Annotated in this window: 25 protein-coding genes; 16 read left to right on the top strand and 9 right to left on the bottom strand. The window is 72.2% G+C overall.

The genetic code is table 11. The features are described 5' to 3' along the window. Positions 1-327: 327 nt before the first annotated feature. From ACH4SL_RS01195 to ACH4SL_RS01185, 3 genes are read right to left on the bottom strand one after another with little or no spacing between them, the layout of a single operon-like run. A complete protein-coding gene (locus ACH4SL_RS01195; protein WP_398441205.1) occupies positions 328-1,668 on the bottom strand; it encodes a tetratricopeptide repeat protein in 1,341 nt (446 codons plus the stop codon). Then, positions 1,665-2,366, bottom strand: coding sequence for a class F sortase (locus ACH4SL_RS01190; protein WP_398441204.1), 702 nt, complete (start codon positions 2,364-2,366; stop codon positions 1,665-1,667). Before ACH4SL_RS01190 ends, ACH4SL_RS01195 begins: the two co-directional genes overlap by 4 nt. Next, the gene (locus tag ACH4SL_RS01185) at positions 2,363-4,051 is read right to left on the bottom strand and encodes a DUF4331 domain-containing protein (protein WP_398441203.1); all 1,689 of its coding nucleotides are present in this window, start codon (positions 4,049-4,051) and stop codon (positions 2,363-2,365) included. The genes ACH4SL_RS01190 and ACH4SL_RS01185 overlap by 4 nt, the downstream gene beginning before the upstream one ends. 401 nt (positions 4,052-4,452) lie before the next feature. Here ACH4SL_RS01185 and ACH4SL_RS01180 point away from each other — a divergent pair, with 401 nt between their 5' ends. Next, the gene (locus ACH4SL_RS01180; protein WP_398441202.1) at positions 4,453-6,198 is read left to right on the top strand and encodes a multicopper oxidase family protein; all 1,746 of its coding nucleotides are present in this window, start codon (positions 4,453-4,455) and stop codon (positions 6,196-6,198) included. A gap of 72 nt (positions 6,199-6,270) precedes the next feature. Here the strand turns inward: ACH4SL_RS01180 and ACH4SL_RS01175 are convergent, their stop codons facing one another. Further along, positions 6,271-7,425: a HoxN/HupN/NixA family nickel/cobalt transporter gene (locus ACH4SL_RS01175; RefSeq protein ID WP_398441200.1), complete on the bottom strand. Its 1,155-nt coding sequence runs from the start codon at positions 7,423-7,425 to the stop codon at positions 6,271-6,273. 313 nt (positions 7,426-7,738) lie between these two features. Between ACH4SL_RS01175 and ACH4SL_RS01170 the strand changes: the two genes are divergently transcribed. The 11 genes from ACH4SL_RS01170 (at position 7,739) to ACH4SL_RS01120 (ending at position 19,573) form a co-directional block, all read left to right on the top strand. Next, a complete protein-coding gene (locus ACH4SL_RS01170; protein ID WP_398441199.1) occupies positions 7,739-9,184 on the top strand; it encodes a DUF4331 domain-containing protein in 1,446 nt (481 codons plus the stop codon). A gap of 101 nt (positions 9,185-9,285) precedes the next feature. Beyond that, complete coding sequence (locus ACH4SL_RS01165; RefSeq protein WP_398441198.1) at positions 9,286-10,605, top strand: tetratricopeptide repeat protein; 1,320 nt, start codon at positions 9,286-9,288, stop codon at positions 10,603-10,605. Then, the gene (locus ACH4SL_RS01160) at positions 10,602-12,299 is read left to right on the top strand and encodes a nickel transporter (protein ID WP_398441197.1); all 1,698 of its coding nucleotides are present in this window, start codon (positions 10,602-10,604) and stop codon (positions 12,297-12,299) included. Before ACH4SL_RS01165 ends, ACH4SL_RS01160 begins: the two co-directional genes overlap by 4 nt. A 175-nt stretch (positions 12,300-12,474) precedes the next feature. Beyond that, positions 12,475-12,657 carry a hypothetical protein gene (locus tag ACH4SL_RS01155; RefSeq protein WP_398441196.1) on the top strand — a complete coding sequence of 61 codons (183 nt, stop codon included), beginning with the start codon at positions 12,475-12,477 and terminating at the stop codon, positions 12,655-12,657. 240 nt (positions 12,658-12,897) lie between these two features. Continuing rightward, positions 12,898-13,953, top strand: coding sequence for an NAD-dependent epimerase/dehydratase family protein (locus tag ACH4SL_RS01150; RefSeq protein WP_398441195.1), 1,056 nt, complete (start codon positions 12,898-12,900; stop codon positions 13,951-13,953). A gap of 167 nt (positions 13,954-14,120) precedes the next feature. Further along, complete coding sequence (locus ACH4SL_RS01145; protein WP_398441194.1) at positions 14,121-14,795, top strand: glycosyltransferase family 2 protein; 675 nt, start codon at positions 14,121-14,123, stop codon at positions 14,793-14,795. Then, positions 14,792-15,463, top strand: a complete 672-nt coding sequence (locus ACH4SL_RS01140) for a DUF2064 domain-containing protein (RefSeq protein ID WP_398441193.1) — start codon at positions 14,792-14,794, stop codon at positions 15,461-15,463. The genes ACH4SL_RS01145 and ACH4SL_RS01140 overlap by 4 nt, the downstream gene beginning before the upstream one ends. Then, on the top strand, positions 15,460-16,134 hold the full coding sequence (locus ACH4SL_RS01135) for a class I SAM-dependent methyltransferase (protein WP_398441192.1): 675 nt from the start codon (positions 15,460-15,462) through the stop codon (positions 16,132-16,134). The genes ACH4SL_RS01140 and ACH4SL_RS01135 overlap by 4 nt, the downstream gene beginning before the upstream one ends. After that, a complete protein-coding gene (locus tag ACH4SL_RS01130; protein WP_398441191.1) occupies positions 16,131-17,594 on the top strand; it encodes a hypothetical protein in 1,464 nt (487 codons plus the stop codon). Before ACH4SL_RS01135 ends, ACH4SL_RS01130 begins: the two co-directional genes overlap by 4 nt. 70 nt (positions 17,595-17,664) lie before the next feature. Beyond that, on the top strand, positions 17,665-19,041 hold the full coding sequence (locus tag ACH4SL_RS01125) for a molybdopterin-dependent oxidoreductase (RefSeq protein ID WP_398441188.1): 1,377 nt from the start codon (positions 17,665-17,667) through the stop codon (positions 19,039-19,041). 4 nt (positions 19,042-19,045) lie between these two features. Continuing rightward, complete coding sequence (locus ACH4SL_RS01120; RefSeq protein ID WP_398441187.1) at positions 19,046-19,573, top strand: hypothetical protein; 528 nt, start codon at positions 19,046-19,048, stop codon at positions 19,571-19,573. Positions 19,574-19,873: 300 nt separating this feature from the next. Here the strand turns inward: ACH4SL_RS01120 and ACH4SL_RS01115 are convergent, their stop codons facing one another. Next, positions 19,874-20,374 (bottom strand): hypothetical protein, encoded by a 501-nt coding sequence (locus ACH4SL_RS01115; RefSeq protein WP_398441186.1) that lies wholly within the window; start codon positions 20,372-20,374, stop codon positions 19,874-19,876. A 45-nt stretch (positions 20,375-20,419) separates the two neighbouring features. Next, on the bottom strand, positions 20,420-20,680 hold the full coding sequence (locus ACH4SL_RS01110) for a hypothetical protein (protein WP_398441184.1): 261 nt from the start codon (positions 20,678-20,680) through the stop codon (positions 20,420-20,422). A 90-nt stretch (positions 20,681-20,770) separates the two neighbouring features. Between ACH4SL_RS01110 and ACH4SL_RS01105 the strand changes: the two genes are divergently transcribed. From ACH4SL_RS01105 to ACH4SL_RS01095, 3 genes are all read left to right on the top strand, one after another. Next, positions 20,771-21,199 (top strand): transposase family protein, encoded by a 429-nt coding sequence (locus ACH4SL_RS01105; protein ID WP_398441182.1) that lies wholly within the window; start codon positions 20,771-20,773, stop codon positions 21,197-21,199. Next, positions 21,196-21,717 carry a GNAT family N-acetyltransferase gene (locus tag ACH4SL_RS01100; protein WP_398441181.1) on the top strand — a complete coding sequence of 174 codons (522 nt, stop codon included), beginning with the start codon at positions 21,196-21,198 and terminating at the stop codon, positions 21,715-21,717. Before ACH4SL_RS01105 ends, ACH4SL_RS01100 begins: the two co-directional genes overlap by 4 nt. A 136-nt stretch (positions 21,718-21,853) precedes the next feature. Then, positions 21,854-22,786, top strand: coding sequence for an aminoglycoside phosphotransferase family protein (locus ACH4SL_RS01095; protein WP_398441180.1), 933 nt, complete (start codon positions 21,854-21,856; stop codon positions 22,784-22,786). A 52-nt stretch (positions 22,787-22,838) separates the two neighbouring features. On the opposite strand, the gene ACH4SL_RS01090 is transcribed toward ACH4SL_RS01095, so the two are convergent. The 3 genes from ACH4SL_RS01090 to ACH4SL_RS01080 form a co-directional block, all read right to left on the bottom strand. Then, complete coding sequence (locus tag ACH4SL_RS01090) at positions 22,839-23,006, bottom strand: hypothetical protein (RefSeq protein ID WP_398441179.1); 168 nt, start codon at positions 23,004-23,006, stop codon at positions 22,839-22,841. After that, positions 23,003-23,980 carry an aldo/keto reductase gene (locus tag ACH4SL_RS01085; RefSeq protein WP_398441178.1) on the bottom strand — a complete coding sequence of 326 codons (978 nt, stop codon included), beginning with the start codon at positions 23,978-23,980 and terminating at the stop codon, positions 23,003-23,005. Before ACH4SL_RS01085 ends, ACH4SL_RS01090 begins: the two co-directional genes overlap by 4 nt. Before the next feature lie 61 nt (positions 23,981-24,041). Continuing rightward, positions 24,042-25,076 carry an alcohol dehydrogenase catalytic domain-containing protein gene (locus tag ACH4SL_RS01080; RefSeq protein ID WP_398441177.1) on the bottom strand — a complete coding sequence of 345 codons (1,035 nt, stop codon included), beginning with the start codon at positions 25,074-25,076 and terminating at the stop codon, positions 24,042-24,044. 175 nt (positions 25,077-25,251) lie between these two features. On the opposite strand from ACH4SL_RS01080, the gene ACH4SL_RS01075 reads away from it, so the two are divergent. Next, on the top strand, positions 25,252-26,136 hold the full coding sequence (locus ACH4SL_RS01075) for a helix-turn-helix domain-containing protein (RefSeq protein ID WP_398441176.1): 885 nt from the start codon (positions 25,252-25,254) through the stop codon (positions 26,134-26,136). Positions 26,137-26,150 lie beyond the last annotated feature (14 nt).

Below are 26,150 nucleotides of genomic sequence, written 5' to 3'. Positions count from 1 at the left end.
GGTACTCGGGTTCGACACCGCGGCCGACCGCGTGGTGCTCATGGCGGACTTCTCCGCGCAAGCCGGGGTGGCCCGGAACAGGTTTCGTCCGCCGTGTTCCCGAGCCAGGCCCCGTCGCGGTCGTTGGCGAACGCTGACGGCCGGTGGGTGAGCGGGGCGTTCGGGCGGGCTCGAAGGTCGAGCTGCTGCTGACCGGCCTTGGGAGTCCGGGGCTCTGCCGGTCACCGCGCCCGGTGAGGGCGGAGTAGCAGAAGTCGGCGGCGTGGGCGATTTGCCCCGCGGGGCCGGGCGTCGGGTGACGCCCGCCTTGAGCCGTGTTCTCTGTTCCTATCGCAGTGTCGCGAGGGCCGCTTGTGCCTGGGGTGCGTGCAGGGGGTTGAAATGGGGGTTGATGGTGAGGGCCTGGGTGAGGTCGGTGCGGGCCGCGGTGGTGTCGCCGAGGGACTGCTCGATCATTCCGCGGTGGTAGTGGAAAAGGGCGTTGCGGGTGCCTTGGGCGAGGGCCTGGTCGGATTCCGTGAGGGCTTCGCGGTCCTGGCCGTTCGCGTGGAGTGCCCAGGCCAGGGCGTCGTGGCTGTCCATGAAGGGGCGGGTGGCGAGGCCTTGGCGGGCGATCGCCAGGGCCTGCCGGGCGCTGCCGTGGTCGGCTTCGAAGAGAGCGGCGTCGGAGTCGAGTGCGACGCCGTTGGCGGTGAAGAGCTTCTGCTCGGCTCGGAAGACCTGGTACTGCTGGTCGGCTTCCTCGGTGCGGCCGAGTGACTGGTACAGCTCACCGAGTTGGAGGACGTACTCGGGTTGAGGGACGCGCTGGACGGCCTGGGTGAGGTCGGTGATCGCGGCGTCGGTCCTGCCGAGGGCGGCTTCGGCGTGGGCTTTGGCCTGGAGCAGGGCGGTGTAGGTGGGGGCGACGCGGAGCCCGGCTTCGGCTTCGGCCAGTTCTGTGCCGGGGTCGCCGTTGTTGAAGGCGAGTTCGCCGAGGTAGTAGTAGGCGAAGGCCTGGTCGGCGGGTCCTGCCGCGTCGTTGAGGGCGCGTTGCATGTCGGTGCGGGCCGTGGCGATGTCGCCTCGTAGCTCCGCGACGTAGGAAGCGCGGGACAGGGAGGGTGCGCCGGGGCGCAGGTCGACCATGTGCTGGACGGCGTCGGCGGCCTCGGAGTAGCGGCCGAGCTGGGTGTAGGCGTCGGCGAGGGTGCCGTAGAGGGACGCGTTGTAGGTGTTGGCAGCGACGGCGCGTTTCGCCCAGGCCAGAGCTTCGGCGAAGTGGTGTCGGCCGGCTTCGAGCGCGGCCATGCCGCCCAGCGCGGTGAAGTTGTCCGCCGGAGCAAGCGTCAGAGAGCGCTGGAGGACGCCTTCGGCCTTGGGGTAGTACGTCGGGTCGGCGGTGGCCTTGGCCTGCTGGACGTAGTCCAGGCCGAGGGTGGCCAGCGCGACCGCGTCGTCGGGGGTCTGGCGCAGGTGGGCCTGGACACCGGTGATGTCGGCGGCCAGCGGGTCGGCGGCCGGGGCGGCGCCCTCGGCGCCCCGGCCGGTACCGGTTCCGGCCGGGGCGGTCTGCCAGGGTGCGAGGCCGAGACCGCCGGCGAGGAAGAGGCCGACGCCCAGGACCGTGGTGACACTCGCGGACAGCAGGGTGCGCCGGTGCGTGCGACGGCGGAGGTGCAGGGTCAAGGTGCGCTCCGGGTGGGGGCGGGCGAGGGGCGGGGCGGGGCGAGGGTGGCGTAGACGACCACGTTGTCGCGGTAGCCGCCGCGCGCGTGGTCGTAGCTTCCGCCGCAGGTGATCAGGCGCAGGGACGGTGGGCCGGTCAGCGCGTACACGCTGTCGGGGAAGGCGTCCTTGTCGTACTGGCGCAGCGCCTCGACGGTGAAGGTGACGTGGCTGCGATCGCCGCGGTCGATGGTTATCCGGTCGCCGGGGCGCAGCGAGGAGACGTTGTAGAACGCGGCGGGTCCGGTGGTGGAGTCGACGTGGCCGACGACTATCGCGGCGCCTTCGTCACCGGGCCGCGGGCCGTCGCTCCACCAGCCGACCTGGGCGGGGTCCTGCGGTGCCGCGAGGTGACCGTCCTGCTGCACGTCGAGCCCGACGAGCGGGTCGTCGAGCGCGAGGCGTGCGATACGTATCCGGGTCGGCGGAGGCGCGGACGGAGCGGGGGCGACCGCGGACACGGTCGGCCGGGCCGTGGGCAGCGTCCCCGTGTCGGCCGCGGCGCGCGGTTCGGGCCGGATGGCCAGCGCGCAGCTCCCCGCGGCGGCGAGCGCCATGCCGAGGGCGACGGCCGCAGAGGCGAGCAGCCGGCGGCGGGCGCGCGGCCGCCCGCCCTCCGGTGCGGAGGGCGGGCAGCCGCGCGGGACGGGGACGGTCACATCCGGCCCGCGCGCCGCCGGCGCAGGGCCATCACGCCTGCGCATACCAGCAGCGCGCCGCCGCCGGCCGCGATCGCGGGCACGACGGGGGAACGGCCCTTGAAAGCGGTGCCGCCGAGCCCGGCTCCGACGCCGCCGTCGGGGTGGAGCGAGTCGGCCTGGTTGACCGCTGCGGTGTTGGGCAGTGCCACGTAGGGGAAGGTCGCGCCGGGCTGCCGGTACGGGGTGTTGACCGCGTCGCCGGCGGCGAGCGCGGGCACGATCTTGCCGGTTTGTGCAGCGCCTTCGAGGGCCTGCAGCTCGATGTCGACGACGTCGTCGTTGAGCCGGCGGCCGTTCGGGAAGCCCTGGAGGTCGCCGCCGAGGACGCCGAGCCTGTTGGGGTTCGCCGTGGGCGGGACCGACATGTTCAGCCGGAGTTCCTCGGACGCGGTGAACTTGTTCTTGTCCACGTCAGTGTTCAGGAGCTGGGAGTTGAGGTCGGCCTTGATGGGCCCGCAGGCCTTGCAGATGCCGGTGAGGAAGATCTCCACCAGGTCGTTGCGGGGGGTCGCGGGCGCCGGGACGCCGTAGATGCTCTGGATGAGCTTGGGCACGATGGGGTTCTTGACCGCGTTCACGACCGGGGTCACGGTGTGGTCCACGTCGGGGCTGATCGAGTTGAAGGCGTCCTTGTAGTTCAGCGGCACGACCACCTCGTTGACCAGCGGGTTGCCGAGCCGGGAGACCTGGTGCCAGCCGGTGGCGCCGCCCTTGCCCGGGGCCTTGGCGTCGTCCGCGCTCCGCGTGCCGCCGCTGCTGCCGTACGAGGCCGAGCCGCTCTCGGAGCCCTTGCTCGCGGTCCCGGTGACCGCCGCGCCCTGGCGGTCGGTGGTGGACCAGATCCCGACGACGGGGTTGCGGGTGGCGTCGCCGCCCAGGGCCAGGTCCTTCTTGGGGACCTGGAGGGCGATGGTGTTGACGTTGTAGCCGGCGAGCGTGTCGTGGCCGCTCTCCTTGAGGTTGCCGCCGTAGAGCAGGTCGAAGATCCGCAGGTCGGCGAAGAACGGGTCCGCGGTCTGGCCCGCGAGGGTCTGGCCGCCGCCGGGGAGCGGGGTGACGGCCTGCTTGCGCAGCGAGGCGTAGTCCGGCATCGACGCCTTGCCGACGTTCGAGGGCGCCGCGACCGCGTCGCTCAGCAGCGTCGTGACGTTGCCGTGCGCGTCGGTCCTGGTGAGCGTGTAGGTCTGGCGGAAGTTGAGCGTCGTGTCGTTGAGGTTGTTGACGACGCCGGTGTTGTACAGGAACTGGTTCTCACCGTCGCGCAGATGGTCGGTGAAGGACCAGGTGTAGGTGGTGTCCGCCTTGCCGTCGCCATTGCTGTCGATCTTGATGTTGTAGTGCGCGTCGTTGGCGAACGGGTAGAAGTTCGGGCCGCCGTTGGGCTCCTCGAACGGGATCCAGTTGGCGATCATCGTCACGGTGTCCGGCTTGTCCGGGCTGGTGAAGGCGTAGACGTCGGTGTTGTCGGCCTTCGGGTCGCCCGCGATCAGCGGCGCCTCACGGTGGCTGGAGGCCGAGCTGACACCCGGCGTCAGGCCGGTCAGGGCGGCGGCACCCAGCAGGGTGAGGGCGCCGGCACCGGCGAGGGTGCGCTCGGCAGCGCGCAGCGAGGGCTTTCGGCGTGGCAGGCAGTAGGGCGGCATGAGCCATCCGTTTCGGGGACGGGCCGTCGCCCCGGAGGGCAACGGCCGTGGGCGGTGAAGCTCAAAGCCCCATAGGAACCCGGCGGACGCGCCCGTCAGCGACGCTCCCACCCCGAACCGCATGTCCGTAATGCGACCTAAGCTACGAATAAGTCACCATGCCGGCAGGCTTGCCGCAACGCGACTGAGCCGAAAGGGCGGCACCCAGGCTGCTGGGGGTGGCTGGTCAGGAGACTCCCGCGCCCTTCACGGTCGGCCACAGACGCCCATCTGCCCTCGCTCGGTTGCCCTGGTTGCTCGGCAGGTGGCCGCCATCCGTTCGCATGACAAAAGGGGCGGGGCACGGACGGCGGTAGCAGGGAAGCGCCGAGGCTGTGCGGAGCCCCCCTAGGAGGTACCCCATGGCACAAGCCCCGTCCCGTCGCTCCCTGCTCGCGGCCGGCGTCCTGGGCTCCGCAAGCCTGGCCGGCGGGGGGACGGCTTCGGCCGATGTTGCCAGGGCGGCCGGACCGGACCGAGCGGGAGAGCTGTCCTTCCCCTCGCCGGAGCTGACGCCGTTCGTGGACCCGCTGCCGGTACTGCCGACGTCGTCGGGTGACAGTACGCTGGCGACGGCTGCCGCCCGGCACCGCTTCCACCGTGATCTGGGGATCGCGCCGACCTGGTCCTACGGCGGTCTGCCGTATCTCGGACCGACGGTCGAGGCGCACCGCGACCATCCGATCGCGCTCACTTTCGCCAACGGCCTGGGGCGGCACCTCTTCGCTGCCGACATCGACCCCTCTTTGGAGGGCGCCTCCGAGCAGGACCGCGTCCGGCCCCGGGCGTCGGTCCACCTTCACGGCGCGGTCACCCCACCCGGCATGGACGGCCACCCCGAACAGACCTTCACCCCGGGCGGCGCGATGACGTACCGCCACCCGAACGGTCAGGAGGCGGCCCACCTCTGGTACCACGACCACGCGATGGGTATCACCCGGCTCAACGTGGTGGCAGGGCTGGCGGGTTCGTACCTTCTGCGTGACTCTTTCGACACGGGCACCGCGGCCAATCCGCTCGGCCTGCCGAGCGGCGAGTTCGAGATCCCGCTGATCCTCGCCGACCGCAGGTTCCACTCCGACGGCTCGCTGAACTTCCGCACGCTGCGTTCGGTGCCCCAAGGGCGCTGGGACGGCGGCATGATCGGCGACCGGATGACGGTCAACGGCACGGTCTCCCCGTACCTGCGGGTGGCCGGAGGCCACTACCGCTTTCGGATCCTGAACGCCTCCAACCTGCGCGCCTACCAGCTGTACTTCGGCAACAGGATGCCGTTCTGGGTCATCGGCACCGACGGCGGCCTGCTCGACGCCCCGGTGCGCACCGCCTCGGTGCGGCTCTCCCCCGCAGAGCGCGTCGACGTGGTGGCCGACTTCTCCGGACTCGCGGCCGGTGCCCATGTCGACCTGACCAACGACCAGGAACTGGCCCCCTCCGTCCGGGCCGTCACCGGCGCACGGCCCCTTCCCTACGTCATGCGGTTCATCGGGACCGGCGGCCCCGGCCACAGGACCGCCCCGCCCGCACGGCTGCGCGGCGGAACCCACCAGCCGGCACGTCTACCCGACTGGCCCGCCCCCACCCGGCGCCGCGTCGTCTCCATCGCCCAGATGCGGGGCACCCGGCGGCCGCCGAGCATGATGCTCGACAACCTCCACTACGACGACAGCCCGATCCTCATGCCCAAACAGGGCACCGTGGAACTGTGGGAGATCGTCAACGCCTCCTTCCAGGACCACCCGATGCACCTGCACCTGGCCGGCGCGCGCATCGTCAACCGCCAGCCGTTCGACCTGAAGAACTTCCTGCGCGGCAACCCCCGCCCCCGGCCCGGCACCTTCTGGGCACCGGACCCGGACCCCTTCCTGCGGGGCACCCCGCAGGCCCCGCAGGCGTGGGAGGCCGGCCTGAAGGACACCGTCCGCTGCCCGTGGGGCATGGTCACCCGTATGCTCGTCCGATTCCCCTCCGCGGACGAACTCGGCTTCGACCCGGACGCCGCGTTCGCGGCCCAGGACGGCCGGTCCCTGCGCGGCTACGTCTGGCACTGCCACATCCTCGACCACGAGGACGACTGCATGATGGCCCGCTATCGCCTCACCACGTAGGCAGCAACAAGTCATCACGCCCCCGCCGGTCCTCCGCCGCAACGCGGCGGAGCCGAACGGACACCTCCCGCCTCACTCCTCGACGGCGAGTGCTTGCGACGGTGGACCAGGGGGCGGGGTCCAGCGCTCCTCGATGCGGCCGTACTTCCAGACCAGCAGCGCGCACGCCCAGGCAGCGACGAACAGGCCCACCACGGCGAAGCCCACCGTGTTCAGGTTCACCCCGCTGACCCAACCCCAGAAGCCACCGGTGAGGGCGAGCTTGTCGGCGAGCAGCGCGAGCAGTTCGACGGTGCCGATGATCAGGGCGACGGCGACGGACAGGCCCGTGACGGTGAGGTTGTAGTAGATCTTCCGGACCGGGCGGGAGAAGGCCCATCCGTAGGCGACGTTCATGAACGATCCGTCGAGGGTGTCCAGCAGGCTCATCCCGGCCGCGAAGAGCACCGGCAGGCAGAGGATGGCGTACCAGGGCAGACCGGTGGCGGCGCCGGATCCGGCCAGGACCAGCAGCGCGACCTCGGTGGCCGTGTCGAAGCCGAGGCCGAACAGCAGGCCGACGGGATACATCTGCCAGGGCCTGTCGATCGATCGCATCACCCGCCCCAGCAGGCGGTTGAGCAGGCCCCGCTTGTCGAGTTGCTCCTCCAGGGCCTGCTCGTCGAGATGCCCGGCGCGCAGCGTGCGCAGCACTTTCCAGATCCCGGCGAGCACGACGAGGTTCACCGCGGCGATGGCGTACAGGAAGGTGCCGGAGACCGCGGTGCCGATCAGACCCGTCATCCGGTGCAGGTGGGAGTCGTCGTCCTTGAGCGGGCCGGCCAAGGATTTCAGGCCGAGGGACAGCAGCAGGGTCAGGCCGAAGACGACGCTCGAATGGCCGAGGGAGAACCAGAAGCCCACCGACAGCGGGCGTCGGCCTTCGTGCATCAGCTTGCGGGTGGTGTTGTCGATGGCGGCGATGTGGTCGGCGTCGAAGGCGTGGCGCATACCCAGGGCGTAGGCCGTCACGCCGATGCCCAGGCCGAAGGACTGGCCGTTCACGCGGTAGTGGCCCGGCGCCACCACGGCCATGAGGGTGAACCAGCCGATGAGGTGCAGTCCCAGGACGAAGGCGGCCATTCCCGCGAGCCGTCGCCGTTCCGGCCGGGTGAAGAGCCGGGCGAGGCGGCCCCGGCGGTCGATGTCGGTGGTGGGGGCGGCGGTGGGTGACCCGGTGGTGGCCATGGACCCTCGTCTTCTCTGCGGGGTGCAGTGAGCTGCCGCTCGGGGCTTGTTCTTGCAATGTATGCGCAAATAGCCGGACACGGCAGGAGCGCACGGAGCACACGGAGCGTGCACTGGGGCGCGCGTAGCCCGCACCGCCGACGCCGGCGGCGGCTTGAAGCGCGCTTTTCGGCCACCGGATGGGAAATCCGTGAGCCATCCGGGTGGAGCCGGTCGATGTGGCCAATCCGGCAGCCGCTGAGGCGCGAATTCCACAGCAACGTGTGGTGCGGCCCACGGGCCCGCACCCTCCGAACCCAGAGGAAGCCCCTCCATGACCCTTCGCAGAAAACCCGCCGGCATCGGCCGGCGGAAGTCGGCAGCCCTCCTGCTCGCGCTCGGCACCGCAGTCGCGGTCACGGCGCTGGCCGGTCCGGGCGCCGGCGTCGGCCAGGCGTCCAGCCACCGCGAGGCACCGCTGATCGCCTCGGACCCGCAGGTCGACAACACCGACCTGTACGCGTTCTCCAGCCCCGACAACCCCGACACGGTGACGCTGGTCGCGAACTGGTACCCGTTCCAGGAGCCCAACGGGGGGCCGAACTTCTACCCGTTCGCCACGGACGCGCACTACGACATCAACATCGACAGCCAGGGCACCGGCACCCCGGACCTCACCTACCGGTGGACGTTCCGCAACGAGGACCGCCGCGGCGACAAGACGTTCCTCTACAACAACGGGGTCGTCAACAACCTCACCGACCCCACCCTGCTCTTCCGCCAGCACTACACGCTGCAGGAGATCCGGGCCGGCCACCGCCCCGTGACGCTCGTGGACGACGCCATCGCCGCCCCGTCCAACGTCGGCAAGGCGTCGATGCCGAACTACGGACGGCTGCGCGACCAGGCGACCCGGACGCTGCCCGGCGGCGGCCGGACCGTCGCGAGCCAGGCGGCCGACCCGTTCTTCCTCGACCTGAGGATCTTCGACCTGCTCTACGGCGGGAACCTCAGCGAGACCGGGCACAACACCCTCAACGGCTACAACGTCAACACCCTCGCCATCCAGGTGCCCAAGTCCGCGCTGGCCTACCACGGTGACCCGAAGCGCAACCCGGTCATCGGCGTGTGGAGCACCACCGAGCGGCGCACCATGCTGCTCACACCGGGCAGGTCCACGCCGGTCGGGCCGTACGTGCAGGTCTCGCGGCTGGGCAACCCGCTGGTCAACGAGGCGGTCGTCCCCGCGGGCCTGAAGAACGCCTTCAACGCCCTGCCGCCCTCGCAGGACCACAACCAGCCCAAGATCGTCGCGAAGGTCCTCGACCCCGAGGTGCCCAAGCTCATCCAGCAGATCTACGGCATCCCCGCCCCCGCCACCCCGCGCACCGACCTCCAGGAGATCTTCCTGACGGGCATCGCCAAGGCGACAGGGGGCCCGCTGGCCGTCGACCTCAACTCGCAACTGCTCAACAAGGACATCGACCCGCGGCGCTTCGTCCCCGCGGAGGAGCTGCGGCTGAACATGTCGACCCCGGTGGCGGCGAACCCGAACCGGCTCGGCGTGCTCGGCGGTGACTTCCAGGGCTTCCCGAACGGGCGCCGCATGGGCGACGACGTCGTCGACATCGCCCTCCAGGTGCTCGAAGGTGCCACGCCCGGGCACCTCATCCAGGCCCTGGCAGCCGGTGACGGTGTCAACGGCCCCGGCCGCCCGTACACGGGCACCTTCCCGTACATCGCCCTGCCCTTCACCAACGCGGTGAACCAGGCCGGATGACCCCACGGATGCCCGGTGCGGGGACGCGTCCGCAGGTCCGCGCCGGGCACCCGCTCCTCTTCCGCCTTCCACACCCTCTTCGAGCAGGGGACACGACCGTCATGCACCGCCTTGCACTGATCGCCACCACCGCCGCGCTGTGCGCCGGCCTGACCGGCTTCGCGGTGCTGGAGCACTCCGCGGATCCGCCGGGTCCTTCGGCACCCCTGTCGGCACCGGGCGGGGACAGCGCCCCGGGCGGCCCGCAGAGCATGGGCGCGGTGATCGCCGAGCTGCAGGCGGGACTGCGGCAGCAGCCGGCCGACGCGGCCGGCTGGGCACAGCTCGGCTCCGCCTACGTCGAGCAGGCCCGGCTCACCGTCGATCCGACCCTCTACCCCAAGTCCGAGTCCGCGCTGCGCCGTTCCCTCTCCCTCCAGCCGCAGCACAACACCTCCGCCCTGACCGGCATGGCCGGGCTCGCCAACGCCCGGCACCAGTTCGCCGAAGCCCGTACCTGGGCGGACAAGGCCGTCGCCGACGACCCGTACGCATGGGCGCCCTACGGCGCGCTCAACGACGCGCTGACCCAGCTCGGCGACGACCCGGCCGCGCAGGACGCCGTCCAGCACATGCTCGACCTGCGCCCCTCCACCGAGTCCTTCACCCGCGCCTCCTACACCCTGGAGCTGCACGGACGCACCACCGAGGCGGCCCAGGCACTGCAACGCGCCCTGGACGACGCCTCCTCCCCCGCCGACGTCGCCTTCTGCCAGCACTACCTGGGCGAACTCGCCTTCAACACCGGCCATCCGCAGCAGGCCCTCGACCACTACCGGCGGGCGCTGGCGGCCGACGCCACCTACACCGCCTCGCTGGCCGGATCCGCACGCGCCGAGGCCGCGCTCGGGCGGACCGACCGCGCCCTCGCCGACTACCGCACCGCCATCGCACGGGTGCCGCAGCCGCAGTACGTCCTGGAGTTCGGCGAGCTGCTCCAGTCGCTCGGCCGGGACGGCGAGGCCCGCACCGAATACGGCGTGCTCCAGGCCGAGCAGAAGCTCTTCGCCGCCAACGGCGTCGTGGACGACCTCAACCTCGGCCAGTACGAGGCCGACCACGGCGACCCGAAGCTCGCCGTCACCCTCCTGACCGCCGAGTGGCACCGGCGGCACAACGTCCTGGTCGCCGACGCCCTGGGCTGGGCACTGCACCGGGCCGGACGGGACGCGGAAGCGCTGCCGATGGCCCGGCAGGCCGACCGGCTCGGCTGGCGCGACGCGCTGCTGCGCTACCACCGCGGCGTCATCGAGCAGTCGCTCGGCGACGACGCCTCGGCACGTACCGACCTGGCGGCCGCGCTCGGCGCCAACCCGTACTTCTCCCCGCTCCACGCGCCCGACGCCCGTACGCGCCTGGCCCGTCTCCAAGGACAGCGATGACCTCTCCCGGGGGCACCCCGACCCGCCGGCTCCGCCGCGCGGCCCTGCTGCTGACCGCTGTCCCGGCCCTGCTGTGGGCGGCGTCAGGACCGGCCGCCGCCCACCCGCTCGGCAACTTCACCGTCAACCGCTACGACGGCCTCACCCTGCACACCGACCGTGTCGACGACCTCGCGGTCGTCGACACCGCCGAGATCCCCACCCTCCAGGCCAAGCCGGCCATGGACACCGACCACGACGGCACCCTCAGCCAGGCCGAAGCCGCTGCCGAGGCCCGGCGTGCCTGCACGGCCCTGGCCGGACGAGTCAGGGCCACCGCCTCGGGGGCACGCCAGGACCCCGCGAACCTCGCCTTCCGGCTACAGGCCGCCTCCTACCGGCTCGTACCCGGCCAAGCGGGCCTGGACACCGGACGGCTGGAATGCCGGCTGACCGCCCCGGCCACCCTCGCCGGTGGCGACCACCTCCGGTTCACCTCGGGCGTCGACGACTCACGGATCGGCTGGCACGAGATCACTGCAGACGGGGACGGCGTGCGGATCGGCACCTCGGACGTACCCGCCCGGTCCGTCTCGCACGAGCTGCGCGCCTACCCCGCCGACCTGCTCTCCAGCCCGCTCGACACACGGCACGCCGCACTGGAACTGGGCGACGGAACCGGTACCGCCGCCGCACGCACGCAGGACTCCGGGCGGGCGGCGCGATGGTACGCGGCGCTCGACCGCCGCCTCGGCACGCTGACGGACCAGCACCGGCTGACCCTGCCGCTCGGCCTGCTCGCCGTCCTGATGTCCCTCGTCCTCGGGGCCGGACACGCCGCGCTCCCCGGCCACGGGAAGACCATCATGGCCGCCTACCTGGCCGGCCGCCGGGGCAGACCGCGCGACGCCGTCACCGTCGCGGGAACGGTCACCCTCACCCACACCGCCTCGGTGCTCGCCCTCGGCATCGCACTCAGCGTCTCCTCCACACTGGTCGGCGAGGACGTCCTGTCCTGGCTGGGCAGAGCCAGCGGCCTCGTCATCACCGCGGCCGGACTGTGGCTGCTGCCCGCCGCGATGCGCACCCTGCGCACACCGGAACCGGCTACGGCGCACCCGCACTCCGACCACCACCACGACCACGACCACGACCATGACCATGACCACGAGCACGGCACCGCACACAGCCATCCTGATCCGCACCCGCCCGCCGGCCCGGCTGCTCCCGGCCCCATGACCGCGGCACCGGCCTCGGCGACAGCCGTGCTCGACCCGGACGAGTCGACCGGCACCCACGAAGACGGGCACCCGCACACCCACACCCACACCCACACCCACACCCACGGATGGCTCGGGCGGCACAGCCACAGCCACGCCCCCCGGCGACGCAGGGGGAAGGGCGGCCTCGTCGGCATCGGCATCGCCGGCGGCCTGGTCCCCAGCCCCTCCGCGCTCGTCGTCCTGCTCGGCTCCATCGCACTGGGCCGCACCGCCTTCGGCATCCTGCTCGTCGTCTGCTACGGCCTCGGGATGGCCGCCACGCTCGCCGCGGCCGGGCTCGTCCTGCTCAGGCTCCGCGACCGCCTCCCGGCCCTCGAAGGAAGCCGTTGGCACGCGCTGACCACCTGGGGCTCGCGGCTCACCCCGCTGGGCACCGCACTGCTCATCGTGGCCGTCGGCATCGGCACCGCCCTGCGGGCCGTGCCGATGTGACAGCCGCACACCCCACACCACCGATCGCCCCGAGGAGGCCACCATCTCGTCCCTGCCCCACCTCACACGTTCCGCGGTCCTGCTGCTCGCCGCCACCGCCCTGACCGCCTGCGCCTCCGGCCCCCGCACCGGCGCCCTCGACCTGGGCACTCCGAGCAACCACCCCACCTGCCGCGTGCACCAGCACGTCCTACCCGGCCCCGACTACACCGGCGGCAAGGACAGCGCCCCGCTCGCGGTCCTCGACATGCTCCGCTACTACACCGCCCAGCACGCCCTGCCCTTCTGCGACCACAAGCCACCCACACCCCAGGACACCGCATGGACCAGCCTCTACCACCAGCTCACCGGGCGCTGACTCCCACCGGGGTCGGGTTCGCGGTGGTTGGGACAGCACCTGCGGGTCCGACCCGACGGATGAAGGTGCTCCGATCTCTCGCGTCCGGCAGCCGGAGTGGACTCGGGCGTCGGCGCTGTCTGCGATTTCCGACGCGCAATCCCCGGGTGGGCTGTGTCCCTCGCCTCCACGAGATGAAGCCGTTCACCGGTGACGGCGTGTCGGAGTCCGCAACGGACGGCCCCTTCTAACCTCGTGGATATGCGCGTTCTTGTCACAGGTGGGGCGGGTTTCATCGGATCCCATGTTGTCGAGGCGCTGACGGCCTTCGGCGCTGCTGTACGGGTCATGGACGCGTTGTTGCCGAGTGCTCATCCGGCGGGCCGCTTCCCCGATCTTCCGGCGGGGGTCCACTTCGTCCACGGGGACGTGCGCGATCCCGTGGCGGTGGAGGCGGCGCTGGCCGGTGTGGACGTGGTGTGCCATCAGGCGGCAATGGTCGGCCTGGGGGTGGATCTTGACGACGCTCCCCTGTACGCCGGATGCAACGACCTGGGTACGGCGGTCCTGCTGGCCGCGATGGGACGGACCGGTGTCGCGCGGCTGGTGCTGGCGAGCTCGATGACCGTGTACGGCGAGGGCCGCTACCTGTGCGCCACTCATGGTGAAGTCGTCCCCGGGCCACGTGATCCCGCGGCCCTGCGGCGGGGTTCCTTCGAGCCGGCCTGTCCGCGGTGCGGCGCCGATCTGGCGCCGGGGCTGGTGGACGAGGGTGCACGCACCGACCCGCGCAACGTCTACGCGGCGACCAAACTCGCGCAGGAGCATCTCGCGTCGTCGTGGTCGCGGGTCACCGGTGGTGTGGCGGCTGTGCTGCGCTACCACAACGTCTACGGAGCCCGGATGCCGCGCGACACCCCGTACGCGGGTGTCGCGTCGCTGTTCAGGTCGGCCCTGGAGCGGGGCGAGGCTCCGCGGGTCTTCGAGGACGGCGGACAGCGGCGTGATTTCGTCCACGTGCGGGATGTCGCCGCCGCGAACGCTGCCGCCGTGCGGTGGACCGCGCGGGCTCCCGCCGCGACCGCGCGGACTTTCAATGTCGGAAGCGGTACCCCCCGTACCGTCGGCGAGATGGCCGGTGCGCTGGCTGCCGCTCACGGCGGTCCCTCCCCCGTCGTCACCGGCGACTTCCGGTTGGGCGACGTCCGCCATGTCACCGCCTGCTCCGGCCGGGCCCATACCGAGTTGGGGTGGCGGGCCACGATCCCCTTCGAGGCCGGGATGGCCGAGTTCGCCGCGCTGCCTTTGCGCCGGTAGGCGGCGCGACACCGCGGGGCGGACGCAGCTGCCGCACGCCACCCCGCCGGTCCACAGCGGCACGACCGCAGCGACGCCGAGGGGCGCCGCGGCATCCTCTGACCCTTGGTGAACTGATGGCTGATGCTTTTCCGGGACCGGTCGTGAGCAGCGGAGCCACTGCGTCCGTGGACGTGGTTCTGCCGTGTCTCGACGAAGTGAGCGCGCTGCCCTGGGTGCTCGGGCGCCTGCCCGCGGGCTTCCGCGCCCTGGTCGTCGACAACGGTTCGAGCGACGGGTCGGCGGAGTTGGCACGCGGTCTGGGGGCGACCGTCGTCCACCAGCCGGTGCGCGGGTTCGGCGCGGCCTGTCACGCGGGGCTGACGGCGGCGACCGCCGACGTGGTGTGCTTCTGCGACTGCGACGCCACGCTCGACCCGCGCCAGCTTCCCCGCGTGGTCGCCCCGCTGCTCGCGGGAGAGGCCGATCTCGTGCTCGGGCGGCGCAGACCGGTCGGCTGGCGGGCCTGGCCGCCGCCGGCCAGGCTGGCCAACCTCGAACTGGCCCGGCGCGTGCGGCGCAGGACCGGCCTGCGCCTGTCCGACCTCGGCCCGATGCGGGCGGCCCGGCGCAGCGGCCTGCTGGCGCTCGGCATGCGCGATCGCAGGTCGGGATATCCGCTGGAGACGGTACTGCGCGCGGCCGAGGCGGGCTGGCGGGTACGGGAGACCGACGTCGACTACCGGCCCAGGACCGGGCGTTCCAAGGTCACCGGCACGGTACGCGGCAGCTTGGAGGCGGTCCGGGACATGACCGTGCTGCTGAACGGTTTCGGTGCCGCGGGCCGGGAGGGTGTGCGGTGAGATCTCCCCGGTCGACGGTCGTCGTCATCGCGAAGTCCCCTGTCCCGGGCCGGGTGAAGACGCGGCTCAGTCCGCCGTACAGCCCCGAGCAGGCGTCCGCTCTCGCCGAGGCGGCGCTCGCCGACACCCTGGCGGTGGTGGCGGCCCTTCCTGTCATGCGGCGCGTCCTGGTGCTGGACGGTGCGGAGGGTCCGTGGCTCCCGCCTGGTTTCGATGTCGTCCCCCAGGTTCCGGGGGGACTCGATGTGCGGATCGCCGCCGCGTTCGCCGCGTGCACGGGCCCCACCCTCCTGGTGGGCATGGACACGCCCCAGCTGACGCAGGGTCTGCTGGCGCCCGCCCTACGTGCCGACGCCGCGCTCCGTCACGACGCGTGGTTCGGGCCGGCGAGCGACGGCGGCTTCTGGGCGCTCGGACTGGCCGCACCCGACCCGTCGCTGGTGGTCGGCGTGCCCATGTCCGAACCGGATACCGGCCGACTCCAGCGGGCACGCCTGGTCGCGGCCGGGCTGCGCGTGTGCGACCTGCCGGAACTGACCGACGTGGACACCGCGCGGGACGCCGCCGTGGTGGCCGCCCTGGCCCCCTACGGGCGCTTCGGCCGGCTCCACAGACACATCGGCGTACCCCTCGCCACCGTTTCCCCGGCGCGAGAGCACGCCGTATGAGTGGCAGCGCCGCGACGGCACCGCCCCGCACAGCGGTCGCGGACGACCCGTACGCCCTTGCCCTGCTGAACGGCGGCGGACCCCTGTACGTACGCAGGAGCGGCGGGGAGCGTCTCGCCGTGGCGGTCGACCGCTGGTGCGCCGCGCCCGACCCGGCCGACGAGACGCTGCTGGAGCGCTGCGGCGACTTGACGCTCGACGTGGGATGCGGACCTGGACGGCTGACATCGGCCTTGGTGCGAAGGGGTGTCCTGGTCCTCGGCCTCGACATCGCGCCGCATGCGGTCGCGCGCACCCTGGCCGACGGCGGCGCCGCACTGCGCCGCTCCGTCTTCGACCCGCTGCCGGCCGAAGGGCGCTGGCGCACGGTGCTGCTCGCGGACGGCAACATCGGTATCGGAGGCGATCCCGGGCGGCTGCTGGACCGATGTGAGCAGCTGCTCGGCTCGTCGGGTGAAGTGCTCGTCGAGGTCGAGGCCGAAGACATCCAGGAGCGGTTCACCGCCTGCTTCGAGGACGGCGAGGGCGCGTCGGGGCCGGTGTTCGACTGGGCGCGTGCCGGTGCCCGCGCGGTGAGGGCATGGGGTGAGAGCGCCCGGCTGACCACTGTCCGGCGCTGGGAGCGCGGCGGCCGGCACTTCCTCGCGCTCCGCAAGGGCGTACAGCGATGACCAAGGCCCAGCGCGCCGGAACCGTCCCGGGCCACGTGGACCCGTCGCCGGAACACCCCGCCTGCCCGGACCGCGAGCCCGGGGCCCCCGCGAGCCGGGGCGGCGCAGTCTCAGGACGCCGGGGGCGCCGGGCCGACGCGTTCGCCGCCGCGGTCGGCGTTCTGCTCGTCGCCGCGGCCTGCGTGGTCGGCGCGGCGATCGAGCACGCGGACGGGACGCTGCACGTGCCGTGGCCGCCGTTGCAGGCCGTCTGGCGCCCGCACTGGGGCCCGGGCACACCCGCCGCCGCGCTCGTCGCGGCAGCCTGTGTCGCTTACGGGCCGCGGTTGTCCGGACGTCTGGCGTGGCGACCGCTCCTCTTCGCCACCTGGGCGGCGGCGATGGCATGGACCTGGTCGCTGGCACTGGTCGACGGGTGGAAGCCGGGCGTCGCGGGCCGGCTGACGACCCGTTCCGAGTACCTGTCGCAGATCGACCGCTTCGCGCACGTACACGCCGCACTGCAGGGTTTCACCCAGCACATCCTGAGCACCCAGCCCCAGCCGTGGACCACGCATGTCGCCGGCCACCCGCCCGGGGCGGTCCTGACCTTCGTCGCCCTGGACCGGATCGGCCTCGGCGGCGGTGCCTGGGCCTCCGCCTGGTGCATCGGCGCCGGCGGCTCCACGGCAATCGCCGTCCTGCTGGCGGTCCGGGTGCTGGGCGACGAATCGACGGCGAGGCGTGCCGCACCCTTTGTGGCGATGTCGCCGGCGGCCGTGTGGATCGGTGCCTCCGCCGACGGGTACTTCACCGCGGTCGTCGCCTGGGGACTGGCCCTCCTGGCACTCGCGGCGACCCGCGCCGTCCGTACGCCCGCAGCCGCGGCCCTGGGCGCCGGGATCCTGCTCGGCCTGTCCGCCTACCTCTCGTACGGTCTGGTCCTGGTGGCCGTGGCATCCTCCGCCGTCCTCGCCCTGGCCCGCACCGCACGGCCACTGCCCTCAGCCCTGCTCGGGGCCGGCGTGGTGGCGACCGCCTTCACCCTGTCCGGATTCGCCTGGTGGCAGGCCTACCCCCTGCTGGTCCAGCGCTACTACCAGGGCGTCGGCGGGGTACGCCCGTACAGCTACTGGGTCTGGGCCGACCTCGCCTGCGCCGTCTTCAGCGCCGGACTCGTGGGCGTGGCCGCGGCACGCCGCGCGCTCGGCGCTGCACCCGCGGCCGTGAAGAGGTTGCGGACCGGCCTGCCCACCGGTCCCCAGGCGGTCGCCGTCCTGGCCGCGGCCGCACTGCTCATGATGCTCGTGGCCGACCTGTCCGGGATGAGCAAGGCGGAAACGGAACGGATCTGGCTGCCCTTCGTCGCATGGCTGCTTCCCGCGTCCGCCCTCCTCCCCGCGGTCGACCACCGCCGCTGGCTGCTCCTCCAGGCGTCGGCCGCGCTCCTGGTCAACCACCTGCTGTTCACCCTCTGGTGAGACCGCGGCCGACCCACGTACCCACCGCGCCCGTGCCCGCGGCTCACGAGTGAGAGGACTCACCCCTCCGATGGCCCACGACGAACAGGACGGACCGCCCGACCGCCCGACCGGCAGCACCCGCGCCGGCCCGCCCCCGCGACCGCCCGGGCCGCCGGCGCGGCGTGCGGCGGCACTGCTCCGCACCGCACCACCGGGACCCTTCAGGACCGGGTTCTGGCGCAGCCCGATCCGCGGTCCGTGGCTGACCTCGGTGTGGGGACTGGTGCTGCTGGCCGGGATCGGCATCGAGTTCCTGACCGGCCTGTTCTCCTACGCCGCCTACAACCCCCGCCTCGGCCCGGTCAACGACCAGACACCGGACAAGGGAATCCTCGGCTTCTACCTCTTCACCTGGCCGACCCACCCCTCCTGGCTCTACCGGCTCAACCAAGGCGTGCACGTGACGCTCGGCGTCGTCCTCGTCCCGGTCCTGCTGGCCAAGCTGTGGTCGGTGATCCCGAAACTCTTCACCTGGCCCCCCGTCCGCACACCGGCCCAGGCGATCGAGAGGGTGTCCCTCCTGCTGCTGGTCGGCGGTGCGCTCTTCGAGTTCGCCACCGGCATCCTGAACATCCAGCTGCACTACATCTTCCCGGGCTCCTTCTACACCCTGCACTTCTACGGCGCCTGGGTCTTCATCGCGGCCTTCGCCGCCCACGTGGCGCTGCGGCTCGGCATCATGTGGCGGGCGCTGCGCGCCACGCCGCTGATGACGGTGCTGCGGACCGACGTGGCCCGCACCCGGCCCGAACCACCGGACGACAGCGGCCTCGTCACCCCCACGCCCTCCCGTCCCACCATGAGCCGGCGCGGTGCGCTGGCCCTGACCGGAGCCGGATCACTCGTGCTCATGGCCGTCACCGCCGGGCAGAGCATCGGCGGCCCATGGCGCCGGACGGCGCTGCTGGCCCCGCACGGACGCAACCCCGGCACCGGACCGAACGGCTTCCCCGTCAACAAGACCGCCGCGCAGGTCGGCGTCACCGCCACCGACATCGGACCGGCATGGCGGCTGCGCGTCCACGGACCCGCCGGCACCCACACCTTCACCCGGGCACAGCTGCTGGCGATGCCACAGCACCAGGCGGTGCTGCCGATCGCATGCGTCGAGGGGTGGTCCACCGACGACCAGCACTGGTCCGGCCCGCGCCTCGCCGACCTGGCCGCCCTCGCGGGCCTGCCCCATGCAGGCAGCGTGAAGGTGCAGTCCGTCCAGCGCGGCGGCGCTTTCAGCACGGTGCTGCTGGCCGCCAACCAGATCCACAACCCCCTGTCGCTGCTCGCGCTGCACGTCAACGGCGCCGACCTGTCGGCAGACCACGGCTTTCCCGCCCGGGTGATCGTGCCGGCCAGCCCCGGCGTCAACAACACCAAGTGGGTCGGCGACCTCACGTTCAGGAAGTGAGCCGATGAACCGACCGCGCCGCCGTCTGCTCCGCTGGTACGGAGCCCGCCCCGTCCACCTGCTCGCGATGGCGGGCTGCTTCGCGCTCGCGGCCTACGCAGCCCTCCAGCTGCTGGCCCGCCGCCCCATTGCCGTCACCGCGTGGTTCGTGGGCGCCGCCCTCGTACACGACCTGGTATTGGTCCCCCTGTACTCCACGGCCGACGTCGCCGCCCGACGGACACTGGACCGCGGTCGCACCGGCGCGACGCCCTACCTCAACCACCTGCGCGTACCGGTGTACCTCTCCGGCCTGCTGCTGCTCGTCTGGTACCCCCTCATCCTCCGCCGCTCCCAGCCCTACCGAGGAGACACCGCACTGAGCGAAGACGTCTTCCTCCCGCACTGGCTGCTGATCAGCGCTGCCCTCTTCGCCGCGTCCGCCACCCACCTGGGACTCCGCGGCCTGCTGAAACGGCGCCGCCGCCCGCCCCGCGCTCCGGGTGGAGGCGCCGCCGCGAGGTCTGCACCGCCATCGGGCGGCGCGTCGTAAATCGCCGGGCGAGGCGCCACGGGCAGGAGCTCCCCCCTCCGGGGCCTGGCGGGATGGGCGGCTCACCGGACGGCCGCCCACGCCTGGGGCGTGTCCCCGTCGTGCTCTGCCCCGGGCAGCAGCGGCGGACCCAGGTGTGCGAGGTGAAGGCACCGGTGGACGTGAACGATGCGATGAACCTCTCCGCGCGAGCCCGGAGGTGCCGCGACCGCAGTGCGACCGAACTGGCACGACCCGTTCGGACGGTACGTCATCACGACGTACCGGCGCGTGCGCGTGTGGGGCCGCCAGGACGAGCAATCACCCCTCAGCCCCGCCGGTACGGGCGGGAAGGCGGCCGGTGCGGCGCCACTGGGCCAGGACCGCGCGGCCGTAGTTGTTGGTGCCGATCGCACGGTCGAGCTCGGCGCCACTCGGGGTCCGGCCCTTCGCGTGCTCCTGCTGGAAGTAGGACCACATCGCGTCTTCCGCGCTCTCGCCGTTTCCCGGCCGGGGTGTGCGGACGGGGCGGGACTCTCGCGGCACGCTTCCCTCGGGAGGCTCGGGAACTTCCGATACCCGAGCTGCGCTCTCGCTCTCGCGCCCAGACGCCGGTGTCTCGGGCCCCTCCGGCGCGCCCGGCGTCCCCGCGCCCGTCGCCAGCAGCTCCACCGCGAGCAGCAGCGCCACCGGGGGCCACCCCGCCACCAGGACCGGCTGCCACGCCAGGCGCGGCGCCGCCGCCACGTTCGCCGCCAGCGACACCGCGATGCCCAGGCCGAACGCCGGCCGGACCGCGTACCGTCCGCGCCACCTCCTCACAAATGACGACGTCAAAACGACGATTGGGCCGCCCCGCCTCGGCCATCAGGTCGGCGATATCGCCGTCGCGGGCAATGGGGGATGTCGAACCGCTCGTAGCCCGCCCCTCCGTCCACGGGCCTCCAGCTCCATCCGCCCCGACTCGACGTCGTAGAAGTGGCAGACGATCGCCCACGCCTCGGGCAACGCACCCTTGCTGTTGCGCAACTGCCGCATCAGCGACTGCCGCGGATCCTGCTGGACCTCGGTAGAGGTCCGCCCCAGCCACGCCACCCGTACTTCGCCGTGCAGCAAGGCGGTGGGCATACCGAACGGCGATACGGCCAGATCGGAAAGCGGGGATGCCGGCGGCCCGGACGGTATTCGCGGGGCGGGCGGATTGTGGAGAGACTCCAGGTGATCCTCGACGGCACCCTGATCGAATCGGACCGCCTCACGGGCATCCGCGAGAACGGCAACGATCTGTGGCTCAGCCAGAAGCACAAGGCATTCGGCGGCAACATCCAGTTCCTGTCCGCGCCGGACGGCACCTCGCTGTGGGGCTCCGATGTCGAGCCCGGCAGCGTCCCCGACAGCACCGCAGCCCGCATCCGTGCACTCCCCGCCCTCTACAGGGCGGCCGCCGACGGCCTGCCGATCCTGGCGGACAAGGGCTACATCGGCGCGGGCATCGGCATCCTGAACCCCCGTCCGCCGCCCAAAGGGCAAGTCCGAACAGGCACTTCACGTCGACACCCGCTCCGAGTCAGGACTGTGACCCGCGGCGGCGGGATCGAGAAAGCGCGCGAGCCGCTCGGGGAGCTTCGTCGAGGATGGTCCCCATGACCCACGTGATCGAAGCTCCTGATGCCGACGACGCCGGCTTCCTGGGCCCGCTGCAGTTGAGGGTCTGGCTGCAGACGTATCCCTGCGAGGACGCGGGGATCGATGAGAACTGGATCCATGAACACCGCGGCTCTTCTGCCTCGGAGGAGGGAATCTCCCGGTGGCGGGAGTTCATCGAGGCGGCGAGGCAGCAGCCGGATCTGCTGTTCTGCCGTGTCGTCCGCTCCGAGAGGGAGATCGTCGGCTTCCTTTGCGGTCGCCGGGACGAGGTGGTCACCCTCGGGCCGATGTACCTGCTGGAGGAAGTCCAGGGCCGGGGGATCGGAGGCCGACTGATGGGCGAGTTCTTCACCTGGGCAAGGGGCACACCTGTGCGCCTGTGGGTCACCGACTACAACGAGCGCGCGATCCGCTTCTACCAACGCCACGGGTTCAAGGCCACAGGCGAGCGAGAGCTCTGGCAAGGCAGACTGCCGAACGTGCGCATGGTCCGGGAACCCACCGACAACCTCAGTTGAGCCTGCGCGGGGGACCAGATCACCCCAGACGAACGATCACCGCTGAGAAAACCTCAGTGTGCACGGTCTGCCGGGCAGCGGCAGTAGCCGGCTTGGGCCCGGTTGGCTGCGGCGGGCTGACGCGTAGGGTGCCGGGATGATCTCGATACCACAGGAGTTCGCACAGAGCACCTTCGACCGCGAGGGAGAGGCCGGAGCGGCGTGGCTCGCCGCGCTGCCCGGGATCGTGGAGGAGTTGCTGGGGCGCTGGGGGTGCGTCCCGGACGGCGAGGTCATGCATGGGGGCGTCGGCGTCATCGTTCCGGTACGGCAGCGGGCTGAAGAGCGCGCCGTGCTGAAGGTGTCGTTTCCGCATCCCGGTAACGTTCATGAGCCGGATGCGTTCGTTGCGTGGGGTGGGTGCGGCGCCGTCCGGCTGCATGAGCGCGACGACGAGCGGTTCGCGATGCTGCTGGAGCGGGTTCGGCCGTCGACCCTGGCGGAGGTCGAGGACGGCGATGAGGTGGTGACGGTCGCCGGCCGGCTCAATCGCCGCCTGGCCGTCCCCGCACCACCCGGCCTGCCCCGGCTGCGTGAGCAAGCCGAGACCTGGGAGGAGCAGCTGCGCAAGGACGCCGAGGAACTGTCGCACGCATTGCCGCGGCAGGTGCTGGATGCCGCTGTGGCGACCGTTCGGGACCTGGGGCGAGCCCAGCCGGACACCCTCCTCCATGGCGACCTCCATGCCCGGAACATCCTGCGTGCCGACCGAGAGCCGTGGCTGGCTGTCGACCCCAAGGGGTACGTAGGAGATCCCGCCTACGACGGCGGCACACTGCTGAAGTCCCGCGCGCTGACGCTCCTCGAAGCGGATGACCTGCGCAAGGCTGTCCACCGCGTCGTGGACGTCTTCGCCGAGGCCGCGGAACTCGACCGTGAACGCGTCCAGCGATGGGCCCAGTTCCATGCTGTCCAGGCTGCGTTCTGGGGCCGCCGCCACAGTTTCCATATCGCCCGCAGCGGACCACGGCTGGACTGGCTCACTGAATTCGCCGACCGACTGGCGGAGTTGCTCACCCGACGCTCGTAGTGCGTGACGGCGCTGCCGGGTCCGGTGGGTGGACGAGTGGGGCCACCGTTGATCATCGTGAGCTGTACGGACTGACGATGAGATGGTGGCCGCAGGCCACAGCGTAGAGGTCCGGGCGCTGCCACACGTCGGCGAACAGCACGTCGTCGGTGAGGTCGGCCGGCTTGGGGGCGTGGCTGCGCACGAGGTCGGGCGCGACGCGGGGGTTGGTGCCGGTCATCCGCGCTCCATCATCTTCATCTGCGCCGGGTTGTGGGTGTCGCCGGCGGCCGGGGGAAGGGCGCTGAGCCGTGCGAGGTGCTCGTCGGTGAGCCGGAGGGCGTCGGCGGCGGTGTTCTCCTCGACGCGGGCGACGCGGCGGGTGCCGGGGATGGGGGCGATGTCGTCGCCCTGGGCCAGCAGCCACGCGAGGGCGACCTGTCCGGGGGTGGCGCCGATCTCGGCGGCGACGGCGGCGACCTGGTCGGCCAGGTCCAGGTTGTGCTGGAAGTTCTCTCCGGTGAAGCGGGGGTTGTCGGCGCGGAAGTCGGTGGCGTCGAAATCCGAGCGGGAGCGGATCGTGCCGGTCAGGAAGCCGCGGCCGAGCGGGGAGAACGGCACGAAGCCGATGTTCAGCTCGCGCAGCACCGGCAGGACCCGGGCCTCGGGGTCGCGGGTGAACAGCGAGTATTCGGACTGCACCGCGGTGACCGGGTGCACGGCGTGGGCGCGGCGGATGGTGTCGGGGCCGGCCTCCGACAGGCCGATGTGCCGGATCTTGCCCTCGGCGACCAGCTCGGCCAGGGTCCCGACGGTCTCCTCGATCGGCGTGCCGGGGTCCACGCGGTGCTGGTAGTACAGGTCGATGTAGTCGGTGCCCAGGCGCTTGAGGGAGCCCTCGACGGCGGTACGCACGCTCACGGGGGTGCTGTCCGGCCCGCTCTCGCGGCCGGAGTGGGAGATCAGGCCGAATTTCGTGGCCAGCACGACCTCGTCGCGGTGGCCTTTGAGCGCGCGGCCGACGAGTTCCTCGTTGGTGTACGGGCCGTAGACCTCGGCGGTGTCGATGAAGGTGACGCCCAGCTCCAGGGCGCGGTGGACGGTGCGCACGGACTGCTCGTCGTCGCTGCCGGCACCGGTGTAGCCGTGGGACATGCCCATGGCCCCCAGGCCGATGCGGGAGACGTCCAGGTCACGCAGGCGGATGTGCTTCACGAGGATTCCCGTCGTTCGTTCGGTGAGGTGGTGGTGGTCGTGGCGGACCGGCTTGGTCCGGTCAGGGGCGGACGACGACCTTGAGGGCTTCGCGGTCGTTCATCAGGCGGTAGCCCTCGGCGACGTCCTCCAGGGCCACGGTGCGGTCGAACACGCGGCCGGGGCGGATGCTGCCGTCCAGGATGTGCGGCATGAGCTCGTCGATGTACGCGCGGGCGGGCGCGACGCCGCCGGTCAGGGTGATGTTGCGCAGGAACTCGGGGAAGCCGAGCGGCACCTCCGGATACTGCGGGGCGCCGACGCGGCTGATGGTGCCGCCGTCGCGTACCACCCCCGCGGCCTGCACGAGGGCGTCCTTGAGGCCCACGCACTCCAGCACCCGCGGCGTACCGCGCCCGCCGGTCAGCTCGCGCACCGCGGCCACGCCCTCCTCGCCGCGCGCGGCGACCACGTCGGTGGCGCCGAACGCGCGGCCCAGGTCGGTGCGGGCGGTGTGGCGGCCCATGAGGATGATCCGCTCCGCGCCCAGCAGCCCGGCGGCGATGACCGCGGACAGGCCCACCGCGCCGTCGCCGACCACCGTCACGCTCTCGCCCGGCCGGACGCCGGCGGTGCGGGCGGCGTGGTAGCCGGTGCACAGGACGTCCGAAAGGGTGAGCAGGTCCGGCAGCAGCCCGGAATCCTCGCCCACGGGCAGCTTGACCAGCGTGCCGTCCGCGTACGGGACGCGGGCGGCCTGGCCCTGGCCGCCGTCGACGCCGTTCACGCCCCACGGTCCGCCGTGCTCGCAGGAGGTGTGCAGTCCGGCACGGCAGTACTCGCACGTGCCGTCACTGTAGGTGAACGGGGCCACCACCAGGTCTCCTGCTTTGACGGTGGTGACCTGCGGGCCGGTCTCCTCGACGACACCGAGGAACTCGTGGCCCATCTGCCGCGGGTGCTCGGTGAGGGGCTGCGACTTGTACGGCCACAGGTCGCTCCCGCAGATGCACCCGAGCACGATCCGCACCACCGCGTCGGTGGGCTGCTGGACCTTCGGGTCCGCCACGTCCTCGACCCGGACGTCACCGGCCTGGTGGAGCAGGGTTGCACGCATGGATTCCACTCTCCCTGACGGGGCCGGACCCGGCACCCTGGCCGGGAGGCATCCGCGTTCGGGCTGCCTGCCATCCAGCGAACACCGCACACCGCCCGATCGGGGCCGCCAAGGGGACCCTGGCAAGGTCCCCCACGGCCGGATCCCACGGCGTGCCCGGACATAGTGTCGGAGCATGGACCGACGCAGCGAGATCCGCGACTTCCTCACCACCCGCCGCGCCCGGATCACCCCTGAGCAGGCCGGTCTCACGCCCTCCCCGCTCGCGGGGGCCCGCCGTGTCCCGGGCCTGCGCCGGGAGGAAGTCGCCCAGCTCGCCGGAGTCAGCGTGCCCTACTACACCCGGCTGGAGCGCGGCGACGCCCGCGGCGCCACCGACGCCGTCCTGGACGCCATCGCCGGCGCACTGCGGCTGGACGACGCCGAGCGCGCCCACCTCTTCGACCTGGTCCGCGCCGCCAACGCCACCACCGCCCAGGCCCGCGCCCCCCGCCATCCGGCCCGGCGCACCCTGCGCCCGGAACTGTGGAACATGCTGGAGGCCATGGGCGGCGTCCCCGCCTACATCCGCAACGGCCGCCTGGACCTGCTCGCCGGCAACGCCCTCGCCCGCGCCCTGTTCGCCCCCGTCTTCGACAGCCCCGCCCGCCCGGCCAACTCCGCCCGCTTCACCTTCCTGGACCCGGCAGCACCCGAGTTCTACCCCGACTGGGACGCCGTCGCCGACCAGAACGTCGCCACCCTGCGCGCCGAAGTCGGCCGCAACCCCCACGACAAGGCCCTCTCCGACCTCATCGGCGAACTGTCCACCCGCGGCGACACCTTCGACCGCCGCTGGGCCCGCCACGAAGTCCGCCGCCACCGCGCCGGCGCCAAACGCGTCACCCACCCCCTGGTCGGCGACATGACCTTCAGCTACGAGACCATGCAGCTCACCGCCGACGAGGGCCTGTACCTCATCATCTGCGGCGTCGCCCCCGGCAGCCGCGACGCCGAAGCCCTCAACCTCCTCGCCAGCTGGAACGCCCCCAACGAGACTCCAGCCCCCGGAAACAGCTGAAGCCGTACAGCCAC

The sequence above is a fragment of the Streptomyces sp. NPDC021020 genome, from assembly GCF_044333285.1.
Taxonomy (GTDB): Bacteria; Actinomycetota; Actinomycetes; order Streptomycetales; family Streptomycetaceae; genus Actinacidiphila.
Note: the sequence above shows the minus strand (reverse complement) of the source record. Positions and strands in the feature narration are given on the sequence as shown.

What these genes read in the sequence shown, in the direction of transcription:
- ACH4SL_RS01135 (WP_398441192.1), top strand. Translation starts at nt 15,460, where the DNA reads ATGAGTGGCAGCGCCGCGACGGCACCGCCCCGCACAGCGGTCGCGGAC.
- ACH4SL_RS01075 (WP_398441176.1), top strand. Translation starts at nt 25,252, where the DNA reads ATGGACCGACGCAGCGAGATCCGCGACTTCCTCACCACCCGCCGCGCC.
- ACH4SL_RS01100 (WP_398441181.1), top strand. Translation starts at nt 21,196, where the DNA reads ATGACCCACGTGATCGAAGCTCCTGATGCCGACGACGCCGGCTTCCTG.
- ACH4SL_RS01130 (WP_398441191.1), top strand. Translation starts at nt 16,131, where the DNA reads ATGACCAAGGCCCAGCGCGCCGGAACCGTCCCGGGCCACGTGGACCCG.
- ACH4SL_RS01160 (WP_398441197.1), top strand. Translation starts at nt 10,602, where the DNA reads ATGACCTCTCCCGGGGGCACCCCGACCCGCCGGCTCCGCCGCGCGGCC.
- ACH4SL_RS01080 (WP_398441177.1), bottom strand. Translation starts at nt 25,076, where the DNA reads ATGCGTGCAACCCTGCTCCACCAGGCCGGTGACGTCCGGGTCGAGGAC.
- ACH4SL_RS01185 (WP_398441203.1), bottom strand. Translation starts at nt 4,051, where the DNA reads ATGCCGCCCTACTGCCTGCCACGCCGAAAGCCCTCGCTGCGCGCTGCC.
- ACH4SL_RS01150 (WP_398441195.1), top strand. Translation starts at nt 12,898, where the DNA reads ATGCGCGTTCTTGTCACAGGTGGGGCGGGTTTCATCGGATCCCATGTT.
- ACH4SL_RS01095 (WP_398441180.1), top strand. Translation starts at nt 21,854, where the DNA reads ATGATCTCGATACCACAGGAGTTCGCACAGAGCACCTTCGACCGCGAG.
- ACH4SL_RS01125 (WP_398441188.1), top strand. Translation starts at nt 17,665, where the DNA reads ATGGCCCACGACGAACAGGACGGACCGCCCGACCGCCCGACCGGCAGC.
- ACH4SL_RS01090 (WP_398441179.1), bottom strand. Translation starts at nt 23,006, where the DNA reads ATGACCGGCACCAACCCCCGCGTCGCGCCCGACCTCGTGCGCAGCCAC.
- ACH4SL_RS01180 (WP_398441202.1), top strand. Translation starts at nt 4,453, where the DNA reads ATGGCACAAGCCCCGTCCCGTCGCTCCCTGCTCGCGGCCGGCGTCCTG.
- ACH4SL_RS01120 (WP_398441187.1), top strand. Translation starts at nt 19,046, where the DNA reads ATGAACCGACCGCGCCGCCGTCTGCTCCGCTGGTACGGAGCCCGCCCC.
- ACH4SL_RS01170 (WP_398441199.1), top strand. Translation starts at nt 7,739, where the DNA reads ATGACCCTTCGCAGAAAACCCGCCGGCATCGGCCGGCGGAAGTCGGCA.
- ACH4SL_RS01175 (WP_398441200.1), bottom strand. Translation starts at nt 7,425, where the DNA reads ATGGCCACCACCGGGTCACCCACCGCCGCCCCCACCACCGACATCGAC.
- ACH4SL_RS01110 (WP_398441184.1), bottom strand. Translation starts at nt 20,680, where the DNA reads ATGCCCACCGCCTTGCTGCACGGCGAAGTACGGGTGGCGTGGCTGGGG.
- ACH4SL_RS01165 (WP_398441198.1), top strand. Translation starts at nt 9,286, where the DNA reads ATGCACCGCCTTGCACTGATCGCCACCACCGCCGCGCTGTGCGCCGGC.